Source organism: Streptomyces sp. NPDC001514 (genome assembly GCF_053597075.1).
Map to the genome: position 1 here is coordinate 55702 of NZ_JBSFHO010000021.1, position 13388 is coordinate 69089.

Annotated in this window: 9 protein-coding genes; 6 read left to right on the forward strand and 3 right to left on the reverse strand. The window is 70.1% G+C overall.

The genetic code is table 11. From position 1 onward, the window contains the following. Nucleotides 1–86: 86 nt before the first annotated feature. Entirely contained in the window at nucleotides 87–1250 is a 1164-nt protein-coding gene (locus ACWCXB_RS22340; protein WP_450725208.1) for a trypsin-like serine peptidase, read from the reverse strand. Between the two features lie 306 nt (nucleotides 1251–1556). Beyond that, on the reverse strand, nucleotides 1557–2774 hold the full coding sequence (locus tag ACWCXB_RS22345) for a trypsin-like serine peptidase (protein WP_450725209.1): 1218 nt from the start codon (nucleotides 2772–2774) through the stop codon (nucleotides 1557–1559). 302 nt (nucleotides 2775–3076) lie between these two features. Here ACWCXB_RS22345 and ACWCXB_RS22350 point away from each other — a divergent pair, with 302 nt between their 5' ends. The 6 genes from ACWCXB_RS22350 to ACWCXB_RS22375 all read left to right on the forward strand — a co-directional run bounded on the left by ACWCXB_RS22350 (nucleotide 3077) and on the right by ACWCXB_RS22375 (nucleotide 12233). Beyond that, complete coding sequence (locus ACWCXB_RS22350; protein WP_450725210.1) at nucleotides 3077–4453, forward strand: diaminobutyrate--2-oxoglutarate transaminase family protein; 1377 nt, start codon at nucleotides 3077–3079, stop codon at nucleotides 4451–4453. A 42-nt stretch (nucleotides 4454–4495) separates the two neighbouring features. Further along, the gene (locus ACWCXB_RS22355) at nucleotides 4496–6574 is read left to right on the forward strand and encodes an IucA/IucC family protein (RefSeq protein ID WP_450725211.1); all 2079 of its coding nucleotides are present in this window, start codon (nucleotides 4496–4498) and stop codon (nucleotides 6572–6574) included. A gap of 51 nt (nucleotides 6575–6625) precedes the next feature. Continuing rightward, nucleotides 6626–7393, forward strand: a complete 768-nt coding sequence (locus tag ACWCXB_RS22360) for a GNAT family N-acetyltransferase (RefSeq protein WP_450725212.1) — start codon at nucleotides 6626–6628, stop codon at nucleotides 7391–7393. A 59-nt stretch (nucleotides 7394–7452) separates the two neighbouring features. Beyond that, complete coding sequence (locus tag ACWCXB_RS22365) at nucleotides 7453–9318, forward strand: IucA/IucC family protein (protein WP_450725213.1); 1866 nt, start codon at nucleotides 7453–7455, stop codon at nucleotides 9316–9318. Nucleotides 9319–9537: 219 nt separating this feature from the next. After that, a complete protein-coding gene (locus tag ACWCXB_RS22370) occupies nucleotides 9538–10155 on the forward strand; it encodes an RDD family protein (protein WP_450725214.1) in 618 nt (205 codons plus the stop codon). A 104-nt stretch (nucleotides 10156–10259) separates the two neighbouring features. Then, a complete protein-coding gene (locus tag ACWCXB_RS22375) occupies nucleotides 10260–12233 on the forward strand; it encodes an ATP-dependent DNA helicase (RefSeq protein ID WP_450725215.1) in 1974 nt (657 codons plus the stop codon). 146 nt (nucleotides 12234–12379) lie between these two features. On the opposite strand, the gene lexA is transcribed toward ACWCXB_RS22375, so the two are convergent. Then, on the reverse strand, nucleotides 12380–13165 hold the full coding sequence (gene lexA / locus ACWCXB_RS22380; protein WP_450725216.1) for a transcriptional repressor LexA: 786 nt from the start codon (nucleotides 13163–13165) through the stop codon (nucleotides 12380–12382). Between the last annotated feature and the right edge of the window lie 223 nt (nucleotides 13166–13388).

Genomic DNA, 13388 nt, shown 5'->3' on the forward strand with positions numbered 1-13388 from the left:
CACGCCGAAGGCCCGCCCCCTCCAGGTGAGGGGGCGGGCCTTCGGCGATTCACTCGTGACTCACGGGTGCCGACGAGCGTGCGGGGTCACTGGCCCGCGAACTTGCCGCTCATCGTCGTGTAGATCTCCTTGGCACCCTCGCCGAGGCGTGGTCCGGCCAGCCAGCCGGACGTCACAGGGCCGATCGAGGTGTTGGAGACCAGCGCCAGCTTGCCGTTCGGCTGCTCGGCGAACCAGCCGCCACCGGAGGAGCCGCCGGTCATCGTGCATCCGATGCGCCACATCGTCGGCGTACCGGGGCTGATGGACAGCCGCCCGGGACGGTCGACGCACTTGTGCATGAGCAGGCCGTCGAACGGCGGCGCGGCCGGGTAGCCCCAGGCGCCCATCGCCTCGATGTCCTTCGCCTCGGGGGCGTCGAAGTTGACGTCGAGGGCGATGCCCACGGTCTCCTCGAGGGACTTGCCGCCGGTCTCGGGCTTGACGTGCATCACGGCGTAGTCGTACGGGGCACCCCCGCCGCCCGTCGGGCCGCCCTGGGTGATCCACTCGGCGGAGGTCGAGACCCAGTCCGCCCAGTAGACGCCGTACGGGGCGATCTCCTGCGGCTTCGCGTTCTCCAGCTCGGCCGAGGACTTGCCGAGGTCGTTGTAGGCCGGGACGAAGGCGATGTTGCGGTACCAGCCGCCCGCCTGGCCTGCGTGCACGCAGTGGCCGGCGGTCCAGACGAGGTTGGACCTGCCGGGGGCCTTCGGGTCCTTGATCACGGTGGCCGAGCAGACCATCGTGCCCTCGGGGGCGTCGAAGAACACCTTGCCGACCGGCGCCGCGTTCTTGTGGTACGGCTTCTGCTCCGGCACGGCCTTCACGGGGGCCGGTTCCGGGTCCGTGACGCCCTGGTCGCCCGAGATGTCACCGGCGGCCATGGTCTTCTGTGGGGACTTGGCCTCCTTCATCCGCTCGGGCTTCCAGAGGCCCTCGATCACCGGGTTGACGAAGTCCTTGGCCTCACGAAGCCACTTGTCCTTTTCCCAGTTCTTCCACTCGCCGTTCTTCCATTTGTCCAGGTCGACACCGTGCTCCTTGAGCTTGTCGGCCAGGTCGGCGGGGAGGGCGGCGTCACCGCCGCCGCCCGCGGATGCGGCGGGCTTGTCGGCCGCGCTGTTCTCACTCGGGCCACAGGCCGTGGCCGTCAGCGAGAGGACCGCGGCGAGGCCGGTGGCGACCAGCAGCGGACGTATGGATCGCATGGAAACGAGCCCCCCTGATGTGAATTGCCATGAACGTGTCACGTGACGGGCACGCGAAAGGGCGGTCGTCAGCGGACCGCCCGTGGTGCGGCCCCCACTTTATTCACGTAATGCCCATGCCAGTTGTCGGGGGTATCCACCTGCACGGAGTCTCCACGCGCAGCCCTTCGCGGCATGGACCGGTGGCTGACGAGGCATCAGTGCGGGGGAGGGGGCGCGGAGCGGAAGCGCGAGGGGGCCTCCGGGCTGGCTCCGGAGGCCCCCATCGACGAGCGAGACGTCGCTCGCTGAACCGGCTGCTGACGGCTATCGGCCTGCGAACTTCTTGCTGACCGCGTCGTAGATGCCCTTGGCCTCGGGACCGAGCCGCGGTCCCGCCAGCCAGCCCGCCGTCACCGGGCCGATGGACGTGTTCGACACCAGCGCGGGCTTGCCGTCCTTGCCGGCCGCGACCCAACCGCCGCCGGACGAACCGCCGGTCATCGTGCAACCGATGCGGTATATCGTCGGCTGGTCGGCCTTGAGGGACAGCCGGCCCGGCCGGTCCTCGCACTGGAACATCCGCTCACCGTCGAACGGCGGCGCCGCCGGGTAGCCCGTCGCCGTCATGCTGCTGATCTTCGGTGCGGCCGGGGCGTTGAACTCCACCGGAAGGGCCGAACCGACCGTCTCCTCCAGCGACTTGCCCGTGCTGCCCTTCTCCGGGGTCACATGGATCACCGCGAAGTCGTACGGCGCACCCTGTCCGCCCGTCGCGGCACCCTGGGAGATCCACTGCTCGGAGGTCTGCGCCCAGTCGCCCCACCAGACGCCGAACGGAGCGATCTCCTCCTTCGTCGGCTTCCTCTGCTCGGCGGCGGACTTGGCGTCGTCGTTGTACGAGGGAACGAAGGCGATGTTGCGGTACCAGCCGCCCTCCTTGCCCGCGTGCACGCAGTGGCCGGCCGTCCACACCAGGTTGGACTTGCCGGGGTTCGCGGGGTCCTTCACGACGGTCGCGGAGCAGACCATCGAACCCTGAGGTCCGTCGAAGAAGACCTTCCCCGCCTCGGCCACGTTGTCGTGGTACGGGGACTTCACGGCCTGAGCCTTGACCGGCTGCGGCGTCGGGTCGGTGACACCGTCGTCACCGGAGATGTCCTCCTCCTCGACCGGCTTGTCGGGCTGCTCGGCGTCCCGCATCCGGTCCGGGTCCCAGAGGTCCTCGATGATCGGGTTGACGTAGTCCTTGGCCTCACGCAGCCAGGTCTCCTTGTCCCAGTTCTTCCACTCGCCGTTCTTCCACTTGTCCAGGTCGATCCCGTGCTCCTTGAGCCGGTCCTTGAGATCGTCCGGGATCGTGATCTTGTCGTCGGCGGACGGGGCGCTCGCGCTGGGCGTGCCTCCCGCGTTGTCCTCGCTCGGACCGCAGGCCGTGGCCGTCAGCGCGAGTGCCGCGGCGACAGCAGCCGCAGCGAACGCCGGAGTTCTGCGACCGGCGCTCCTCCCACGGCGTGCTGCGAAGGTCGGGCGATTGAGTCGCATGTCGTGATCCCCCTGGGACTTCATGAGTTGCGTACCTGCTGAAACGAACTGCCGTCGCACACCGGGCGACCCTGCCCGGTGCCGGAAGTGCAGCCCCCCACTATGCCGGTGCCGATGGGGACGGTGTACGGCAGGTGCGCGGTTCCCCGCGCCGTAACGATCTTCCGGAGAACCGTGATCCCTTGGGGCCGTCGTCGTTGGTACGTACGGGCGACACAAGGTCAGCGTTCAGCCCCGCGGTGCGGCGCAGGAGCTCCGTACCGACGTGGAACGCAACTGTGACAGCTGGAGGACACAGAGCAGTGGCCGTGACCGAACCTGCCCCGGTGGCGCAGCCCGCCGCGCACGAAGGGATCCTCCGGCGCCAGTCGCTCCGTGAGTCGTCGGCCCGTACGTATGCGCGCTCGCTCCCGATCGTTCCCGTACGGGCCAGGGGACTGACGATCGAGGGGGCCGACGGTCGCCGGTACCTCGACTGCCTCTCGGGCGCGGGCACCCTGGCCCTCGGTCACAATCACCCCGTCGTCCTGGAAGCGATCAGGAAGGTACTCGACTCGGGTGCACCCCTGCACGTCCTCGACCTCGCCACCCCGGTCAAGGACGCCTTCACCACGGAGCTGTTCGCCACCCTGCCGCGCGAGCTCGCCGACAACGCCCGCATCCAGTTCTGCGGACCGGCCGGCACCGACGCCGTCGAAGCCGCCCTCAAACTCGTCCGCATCGCCACCGGCCGTACGGGACTGCTCGCCTTCACCGGCGCCTACCACGGCATGACCGCCGGGGCCCTCGACGTCTCGGGCGGCGCCACAGGCGTACGTGTGACGCGGCTGCCCTACCCGCACAACTACCGCTGCCCCTTCGGGATCGGCGGCGAGCGCGGTGCCGAACTCGCCGCACGCTGGACCGAGAACCTCCTCGACGACCCCAAGGGCGGCGTCCCCGCCCCGGCCGGAATGATCCTGGAACCGGTGCAGGGCGAGGGCGGAGTCATCCCGGCGCCCGACGCCTGGATGCGACGGATGCGCGACATCACCGCGTCCCGCTCCATTCCGCTGATCGCCGACGAGGTACAGACCGGCGTCGGCCGCACCGGAACCTTCTGGGCCGTCGAGCACAGCGGAATCGTCCCCGATGTGATGGTCCTGTCCAAGGCCATCGGCGGCTCCCTTCCCCTGGCCGTCATCGTCTACCGCTCGGGTCTCGACGCCTGGCAACCCGGAGCCCACGCCGGGACGTTCCGCGGAAACCAGCTCGCCATGGCCGCGGGCGCGGCCACCCTCGCCTACGTCCGCGAGAACCGCCTCGCCGAACGGGCCGCCACCCTCGGCGCCCGCATGCTCGGCCGGCTCCAGGGCCTCGCCGCGACCCATCGCTGCATCGGCGACGTACGCGGCCGCGGCCTCATGATCGGCGTCGAACTCGTCGACCCCGACCTCGACGCCCCGCACGCGGCTGCCCCACCGCCCGACACCGCCCTCGCCGCCGCCGTCCAGCAGGAATGCCTGCGCCGCGGGCTCATCGTCGAACTCGGCGGCCGCCACTCGGGCGTTGTCCGCCTGCTGCCGCCTCTCACCCTCACCGACGAACAGGCCATGGCGGTCCTCGACCGCTTCGCCGACGCCCTGGCAGCGGCCGAACGCTCCCCCCGCCGCCGGACCGAAACCGGACCGGCTCACTGATCCCGTCTCCTGATCCCGGACGACATCACAAGGAAGTCCCCCGTGAACCCCACTCCCGCACCCGACGTCCCCGAGCCCGACAGCCGCCCCACCGCCCACCCCGGAGTGCAGAGCGGTACGCGAGGTCCCCTCACGGTCGGGCAGGCGACGGTGCCGCGACAGCTGTCGGGGTCCCCCGGCGAGCGGACTGCCCCGACCCCCACCTCGGGCGCCGCCATTCCCGCGTCGGCGTCCCCGGCGATGGGCGGATCAGGCGCGGACCCGGTCCCGCTCTCGGCCCGGTCCGGTGCCGTGGCGCCCGACCCGCTCGACCACCCCGACCCGCACATCGCGGGTGACGCGGCCGCGCTCGAGAGCCTGCTGCGCTGCTGGGTCCGGGAGAACGACCTTCCCCGGCCCGACGGCCGCACTCTGCGTATTCCGCTCGATGCCAGCGGCTCCGCCCTCCTTGTCCCCGTCCTCTACTGGTCCGCCACCGGCTGGCACCGCTTCGGCCCGCCCTCCCTCGAAGGCGCTCCCCACGATGCCCCGCCGGCCGACGCCGTCACCGTCGCCGCCCTCCTCACCCGCGAGACAGGCAGCACCGGCCAGGTCCCCGCCCTCCCCGAGACCACCCGGCCGGAGCTCGCCCGCTGCGAAATCACCCGACTCGGGTCCGGACGCGAGGAGCCCGTCCGCGGGCGACTTTCCGAAGGCGCGGAACTCGTCGGCAGGGTTGCCGACTCGCTCCGGCGGACCGCCGACTTCATCACCGACCGCCGGCAGAGCCCCGGCCCGCGCCCCGATGCCGACCTGTTCCTCACCGCCGAACAGTCGCTGATCCTCGGACACCCGCTCCACCCCACGCCCAAGAGCCGGGAAGGACTCTCCGAGGCCGAGGCACGCCTCTACTCACCCGAGTTGTACGGCTCCTTTCCGCTCCACTGGATGGCCGTCGACCGGAGTGTCCTGGCCACCGACTCGGCCTGGATGGAGGAGGGCCGCGTTGTCCCCGCCGAGCGGATCACCCACCGCCTCGCGGGCGACCTCCGGCTCCCGCCCGACTCCGTGCCATTGCCGCTCCACCCATGGCAGGCACGCGAACTCGGCCACCGTCCCGCCGTCACCGAACTGCTCGACGCCGGCCTGCTCCACGATCTCGGCCCCAGCGGCGACCCGTGGCACCCCACCTCATCGGTCCGCACCGTTCACCGGCCCGGCGCCCCCGCCATGCTCAAGCTCTCTCTCGGCGTACGCATCACCAACTCCCGTCGGGAAAACCTCCGCAAGGAACTCCACCGCGGTGTGGAGGTCCACCGTCTGCTCCGTAGCGGTCTGGCCGAGCAGTGGCAGGCAGCCCACCCCGGCTTCGACATCGTCCGCGACCCCGCCTGGCTCGCAGTCGACGCACCCGGCGGTCTGCCCGTGCCAGGTCTCGACGTCATGTTGCGCCACAACCCCTTCGGCCCCGGAGACGACGCCGTCTGCATCGCCGGACTCACCGCGCCCCGGCCCTGGCCGGACCGACCCCGGATGCACTCGCGCCTTGCCGACATCGTGAACCGGCTGGCCATCCGCACAGGCCGGCCCAGCGGCGCCGTCGCCGCCGAGTGGTTCCTGCGCTACCTCGACCAGGTGGTGCGCCCGGTGCTCTGGCTGGACGGCAAGGCCGGAGTCGCCCTCGAAGCCCACCAGCAGAACACGCTGGTGATCCTCGGCCCCGACGGCTGGCCGGTCGGCGGCCGCTACCGCGACAACCAGGGCTACTACTTCCGTGAGTCCCACCGCGCAGCCCTCGAACGCAGACTCCCCGGCATCGGCAGCGCAAGCGACACTTTCGTCCAGGACTCCGTCACGGACGAGCGCTTCGCCTACTACCTCGGCATCAACAACGTCCTCGGCCTGATCGGGGCCTTCGGAGCCCAGCGCCTCGCCGACGAGCGCGTACTGATCGCAGCCCTCCGGCGGTTCCTCACCTCCACCGTCGCACTCGGCTCACCGCTGCCGGCGCTGTTGCTCGAGACCCCCACGCTGCGCTGCAAGGCCAATCTGCTCACCCGGCTGCACGGCCTCGACGAGCTTGTCGGCCCCGTGGACACCCAGTCCGTCTACGTCACGATCACCAACCCCCTTCACTCCTGAATGACATCGACCCCTCCGAACCGCTGACCGCTGAGAGGAGAGCGCCCTTCCATGCCTCCCACCGACTCGAGCACCGAGACCGGACCGTCCCCCGTCTCCCACTCAGGGGGGAGCACCGAGGACACGCTGGACCTTCGGCTGCCCGACGAACTCCTCGCGCTGTTCGGAAAAAACCAGTCGGACGACGGATGCCAGGTCCCTGACGAGGGGACCCCCGCCGATGCCGCCGACGCGGCACTCGATCGCGAAGACCTCCTCGACTCCCTTGCCTCGTGGGGCACGGCCACCACCCCCTTCGGTTCCTTCCGGCTTCTCCCCGTCCGCATCGAACGCGACCTCCAGCTGATCAGCCGCTGGATGAACGACCCCGCCGTCGCGGCCTTCTGGGAACTGGCCGGACCCGAGTCGGTCACCAACGCTCACCTCCGCCCCCAGCTGGACGGCGACGGCCGCAGCATCCCCTGCCTCGGCGTCCTCGACGGCACGCCCATGAGCTACTTCGAGATCTACCGCGCCGACCTCGACCCGCTCGCCCGCCACTACCCGGCCCGCCCCCATGACACCGGCGTCCACATCCTCATCGGCGGTGTCGCCGACCGCGGACGCGGCGTCGGCACCGCGCTGCTCCGCGCCGTCGCCGAACTCGTCCTCGACAACCGCCCGCGCTGCGCACGCGTCATCGCAGAACCCGACCTGCGCAACACCCCCTCCGTGTCCGCGTTCCTGAGCGCCGGTTTCCGCTTCTCAGCGGAAGTCGACCTCCCCGACAAGCGAGCCGCGCTCATGGTCCGCGACCGAGCGCTGAGCAAGCTGCTCTGAACGACCCGCTGCTTTACGTACACCGCTCGCCCCGCATCGGTTCCATCCGAGGAGTCCCCGTGCCGAAGTCCCCTGCCACCCCAGACTCCGACGAGCCGCCTGCCCTTCTCACCCCGCCCGAGCTGAACCCGGAAACATGGCGCCGGGCATCCCGCCGCCTTCTCGCCAAAATGATCGGCGAGTTCGCCTACGAGGAACTCATCGAGCCGCTCCCGCACGGCAACGCCGATGACGACGGCAACGGCAACGGCGATGACGACGGCAACGGCAACGGCGATCGGGACCGCGGCCCCTACACCCTCCGCCTCGACGACGGCGAGACCCTCACCTTCCGCGCCGGGCGCGGCGCGTACGGCAGTTGGCGCGTCGCACCCGACTCGATCGAAATCGGTGGAGAACCCCTCACCGATCCGCTCAGGTTCCTCGTCGCGGCCCGCCTCCTCCTCGCCCTCGACGGGGCAACCCTCGGCCATCTCATCCGCGAACTGAACACGACACTCGCGGCCGACTGCAGGCTCGACGGCACCGCTCTCCCCGCAGCCCTGCTCGCCGACCTCGACTACGCGGCACTCGAAGGCCATCAGACCGGCCACCCATGGCTCGTCCTCAACAAGGGCCGCATCGGCTTCTCCGCCCGCGACGCCGCCCGCTGGGCCCCGGAAGCCCGCACGCCGACCCGCCTCCCCTGGATCGCCGTCAATACCACCCTCGCCACATACCGCGGAGTGCCCGCGCTCGCCACCCCCGACCGTCTCTACGCCCGGGAACTCGACGCGGCCGTACGCGACACCTACGCGGCAGAACTCCGTGCCCGCGGCCTCGATCCCGAGAGCTACCTCCTCCTCCCGGTGCATCCCTGGCAGTGGGACCAGGTGCTGCTGCCCCTCTACGGTGCCTCCATCGCCAGTGGCGACATCGTCCCGCTGACCACCACGGACAACGATCTCCGGATTCCCCAGCAGTCCGTCCGCACCTTCCTCAACACCAGCCGCCCCGACCGGCACACCGTCAAGCTCCCGCTCTCCGTGCTCAACACTCTCGTCTGGCGCGGACTGCCCACCGAACGCACCCTCGCGGCGCCGGCCGTCACCGCCTGGGTCCACGGCCTGCGCGACGCCGATCCCTTCCTGCGCGACGAATGCGGCGTCATCCTGCTCGGCGAGGTCGCCTCCGTCACGGTCGAGCACCCGCACTACGACCGGTTGCCCGAGGTTCCGTACCAGTACAAGGAGCTCCTCGGCGCCATCTGGCGTGAACCCCTGCGGCTGCCACCGGGCGAGCGGGCGCGCACCCTCGCCTCGCTCCTGCACACCGACCCGGAAGGACGCGCCTTCACCGCCGAGCTCGTCGCGCGCTCCGGACTCGCTCCTACCGCGTGGCTGCGGCGTCTCTTCGCCGCTCTCCTGCCACCCCTGCTCCACTTCCTCTATCGCTACGGCACCGTTTTCTCCCCTCACGGGGAGAACGCCATCGTCGTCTTCGACGACCACGACGTGCCCGTACGGCTGGCGATCAAGGACTTCGTCGACGACGTGAACATCAGTGCCCGGCCGCTGCCGGAGCACGACGGGATGCCCGACGAGGTCCGGGCGATCCTGCTCACCGAGGAGCCCGCCTTCCTCACCCAGTTCATCCACTCCGGGCTCTTCGTCGGCGTCTTCCGATTCCTCGCCCCGCTCTGCGAGGAACAACTGGGCGTGCCGGAGCGCGACTTCTGGTGCCTCGTACGAGCGGAGATCCTGCGCCACCAGGCGCGCTTCCCCCGGCTCAAGGAGCGCTACGACACGTTCGACCTGCTCACGCCGCGTATCGAGCGGCTCTGCCTCAACCGCAACCGACTGCACCTCGACGGCTACCGCGACCGCTCCGAGCGTCCGCACGCCGCCGTTCACGGCACGGTCCCCAACCCGCTTGCCGGGGGCTGAGACCGAGCCCGCTCGGCTGTTGTCGGCGTTCACAACTGCTACCGATGCAGGCTCAACTGCGCGCCCTCCTCACCTGTCCGGCTGGACAAAGGGCCCTCCAGCCTACGACGATGATCCGCGCAGCAGCGCGGCACTGCTGGGGGAGCAAACCGCACACAATGTGAAGTCCCTCCGCCCGGACCGCCTTTGTCCCAGATTCACCAACGGAGGGAAATCGCCATGAGCTTCGGCGACCCGAACAACCCGTACAGCCAGCAGCCCCCGCAGGGCCAACCCCCTTACGGCTACCCGCAGCAGGCCCCGCAGGGCGTGCCGCACCAGTACGGCCAGCCGCCGCAGCAGCAGTACGGCTACCCCCAGCAGCAGCCCTACCCGCACGGGGCCAACCCGCCGGCCGGCATGCCGGGCATGCCCGGAGCCGGGCTGCCCCCGCTGGCCCACTGGGGCCTGCGCGTCGGCGCGTACCTGCTCGACATTCTGATCATCGCGGGTCCGATGTACGCGCTGGCCTTCGTCGACCTCGCCACCAGCGACGATCCGTCCAGCCCTCAGATCCTCGGCATGATCGGCATGCTGTACGCCCTCGGCATGGGCATCTTCCAGCTCTACAAGGAAGGCAGGACCGGCCAGACGATCGGCAAGAAGGTCCTCGGGATCAGCCTTCACCGGGAGCGGGACGGCAGCACCGTCGGCTTCGGCATGGCCCTCGTCCGTAAGCTGGCCCACTTCCTGGACAGCCTCGCCTGCTACCTCGGCTGGCTGTGGCCGCTGTGGGACGACAAGAAGCAGACCTTCGCCGACAAGGTGTGCGGCACCGTCGTCATCCGCGTCAGGTAAGGGCTGAGAACCCGGCCCGCGGCGGAGCCCACCGCTCGAACAGCCCGTAACAAGATCTCGTCTCGTCCGGGACTGTCAGAGCGACGGATTAGGGTGGACGGCCTATGACGAAGCCATCCCTCCCCGAGCTCCTCCACGCCGCCGTCGCAGCCGTCGGCGGGGTGGAAAGGCCTGGCCAGGTCACCATGACCGAGTCCGTCGCCGCGGCCATCGACGACGGCTCACACCTGCTCGTCCAGGCCGGCACGGGCACCGGAAAGTCCCTCGGCTATCTGGTGCCCGCCCTGGCCCACGGGGAGCGGGTCGTCGTGGCCACGGCGACGCTCGCGCTGCAGCGCCAGCTCGTGGAGCGCGACCTTCCGCGGACGGTGGAGGCGCTGCATCCGCTGCTGCGCCGCCGACCCGAGTTCGCCATGCTCAAGGGGCGGTCGAACTATCTCTGTCTGCACCGCCTCCACGAGGGCGTTCCGCAGGAAGAGGAGGACGGCCTCTTCGATCAGTTCGAGGCCGCCGCCCCCACCAGCAAGCTGGGTCAGGACCTGCTCCGTATGCGGGACTGGGCCGACGAGACGGGGACCGGCGACCGCGACGACCTCACCCCCGGCGTCTCCGACCGCGCCTGGTCCCAGGTCTCCGTGTCGTCCCGGGAGTGCCTGGGCGCCGCCAAGTGTGCGTACGGCGCGGAGTGCTTCGCCGAGATGGCCAGGGAGCGCGCCAAGCTCTCCGATGTCGTGGTGACGAACCACGCCCTCCTCGCCATCGACGCGATCGAGGGGGCTCCGGTGCTTCCCCAGCACGAGGTGCTGATCGTCGACGAGGCCCACGAGCTGGTCTCCCGGGTCACCGGCGTCGCCACGGGGGAGCTCACTCCCGGCCAGGTCAACCGCGCGGTGCGCCGTGCCGCCAAGCTCGTGAACGAGAAGGCCGCCGACCAGCTGCAGACGGCGGCCGAGGGCTTCGAGCGACTGATGGAGCTCGCCCTCCCCGGACGTCTGGAGGAGATCCCGGAGGATCTGGGGTACGCGCTGATGGCACTGCGCGACGCTGCCCGTACGGTCATCTCCGCCCTCGGCTCCACTCGCGACAAGTCCGTCCAGGACGAGGACGCCGTGCGCAAGCAGGCCCTCGCCTCGGTCGAGACCGTCCATGACGTTGCCGAGCGGATCACCAACGGTTCCGAGTACGACGTCGTGTGGTACGAGCGCCATGACCGCTTCGGGGCGTCCCTCCGGGTCGCACCCCTCTCCGTCTCAGGGCTGCTCCGCGAGAAGCTCTTCGCCGACCGGTCGGTGGTCCTCACGTCGGCGACGCTCAAGCTGGGCGGGGATTTCAACGGTGTCGGCGCGTCGCTCGGGCTGGCCCCGGAGGGCACGGAGGGCGAGGACGTGCCCGTATGGAAGGGCCTCGACGTCGGCTCGCCCTTCGACTACCCGAAGCAGGGGATCCTCTACGTCGCCAAACATCTGGCTCGTCCCGCGCGCGACGGCGACCGCGGTGACATGCTCGACGAGCTGACTGAGCTGATTCAGGCGGCGGGCGGCCGCACGCTCGGTCTGTTCTCCTCGATGCGAGCTGCTCAGCTCGCAGCGGAGGAGCTCCGCTCCCGTATTCCCGAGTTCCCCATCCTGCTCCAGGGCGAGGAGACACTCGGCGAACTGATCAAGAACTTCGCGGCCGACCCGAAGACCTGTCTGTTCGGCACGCTCTCGCTCTGGCAGGGCGTGGATGTCCCGGGTCCCAGCTGCCAGCTGGTCGTCATGGACAAGATCCCGTTCCCGCGCCCCGACGACCCGCTGATGAGCGCCCGTCAGAAGGCGGTCGAGGATGCCGGCGGCAATGGCTTCATGGCCGTCGCGGCCACGCATGCGGCGCTTCTGATGGCGCAGGGCGCGGGCCGTCTCGTACGGGCGACGGGGGACCGAGGTGTGGTTGCCGTGCTGGACCAGCGGCTGGCCACGGCCCGCTACGGCAGCTATCTCAAGGCGTCACTGCCCGACTTCTGGTACACCACGGACCGTAATCAGGTGCGCCGCTCGCTGGCTGCCATCGACGCCGCGGCGAAGAAGGACGGCGCGTAGCGAAGAAGGACGACACGTAGTTAAGGGGCCGAGGGAGCAGGGTGGGCCCGCGGGCACAAGCGTGGGCCCGATGGGCCTGCGGGCACAGCTGGGCCCCGGGACCGGCGCAGTGGTTCCCGGGGCCCGGTCAGAGCCGACGAGGTGGGTCACACCCGCCGGAGCACCGCTACCACCTTGCCGAGGATCGTCGCCTCGTCACCAGGGATCGGCTGGTAGGCAGCGTTATGGGGGAGCAGCCAGACATGGCCGTCCTCCCGCTTGAAGCGCTTGACCGTGGCCTCGCCATCCAGCATTGCCGCGACGATGTCACCGTTCTCCGCGACCGGCTGGCGGCGGACCGTCACCCAGTCGCCGTCACAGATCGCGGCCTCGATCATCGAGTCACCGACGACCTTCAGCACGAAGAGCTCACCGTCGCCGACCAGCTGGCGGGGGAGGGGGAAGACGTCCTCGACGGACTCCTCCGCGAGGATCGGTCCACCGGCGGCGATACGGCCGACCAGCGGCACGTACGACGCGGCGGGCTTGCCGGTCGTGTCCGTCGCCTGTGTGCTCGGCTGGTCGGAGCCGCGCACCTCGTACGCCCGCGGGCGGTGCGGGTCGCGGCGCAGGAAGCCCTTGCGCTCCAGGGCCATGAGCTGGTGTGCGACGGACGACGTGCTGGACAGGCCCACCGCCTGACCGATCTCGCGCATCGACGGCGGGTATCCCCGACGCTGAACGGAATCGCGAATGACCTCGATGACCCTCCGCTGCCGGTCCGTGAGACCCGAGCTGTCCGCGCGGATACCTGGAGGTCGGCCGGGCAGCGAGCGCGTGGGCTTGGGCCCCTCCGGGGTCGTGGCTGCGTCATTCATGGCATGCACCGGCTCGAATCGGTTCTGGGAGCGGTCCTGGGCAGTGATGGTGGCACTGTCTGCGGTGGTGGTCACGTCGGCCCCTCTCGAAATGGTCTCCCTAGCTGGACAACGGTAGTTGCTTTCGAAAGGTTGCGCCAAACACACGTTCGAGTGAAAAATCCCAGATCGCCTGACGTGTGTATGTGACCGGGTGTATATGCGGGTGCGACCGCGCCTGCTGTCGCGTCGGCCGTCCCGGCTACGACGGTAGCCTTCGCCGCCGGGCGCGACGCCGTGGGGGTGTACCCGCGGGTGT

What these genes read in the sequence shown, in the direction of transcription:
- ACWCXB_RS22340 (WP_450725208.1), bottom strand. Translation starts at nt 1,250, where the DNA reads ATGCGATCCATACGTCCGCTGCTGGTCGCCACCGGCCTCGCCGCGGTC.
- ACWCXB_RS22345 (WP_450725209.1), bottom strand. Translation starts at nt 2,774, where the DNA reads ATGCGACTCAATCGCCCGACCTTCGCAGCACGCCGTGGGAGGAGCGCC.
- ACWCXB_RS22360 (WP_450725212.1), top strand. Translation starts at nt 6,626, where the DNA reads ATGCCTCCCACCGACTCGAGCACCGAGACCGGACCGTCCCCCGTCTCC.
- ACWCXB_RS22370 (WP_450725214.1), top strand. Translation starts at nt 9,538, where the DNA reads ATGAGCTTCGGCGACCCGAACAACCCGTACAGCCAGCAGCCCCCGCAG.
- ACWCXB_RS22375 (WP_450725215.1), top strand. Translation starts at nt 10,260, where the DNA reads ATGACGAAGCCATCCCTCCCCGAGCTCCTCCACGCCGCCGTCGCAGCC.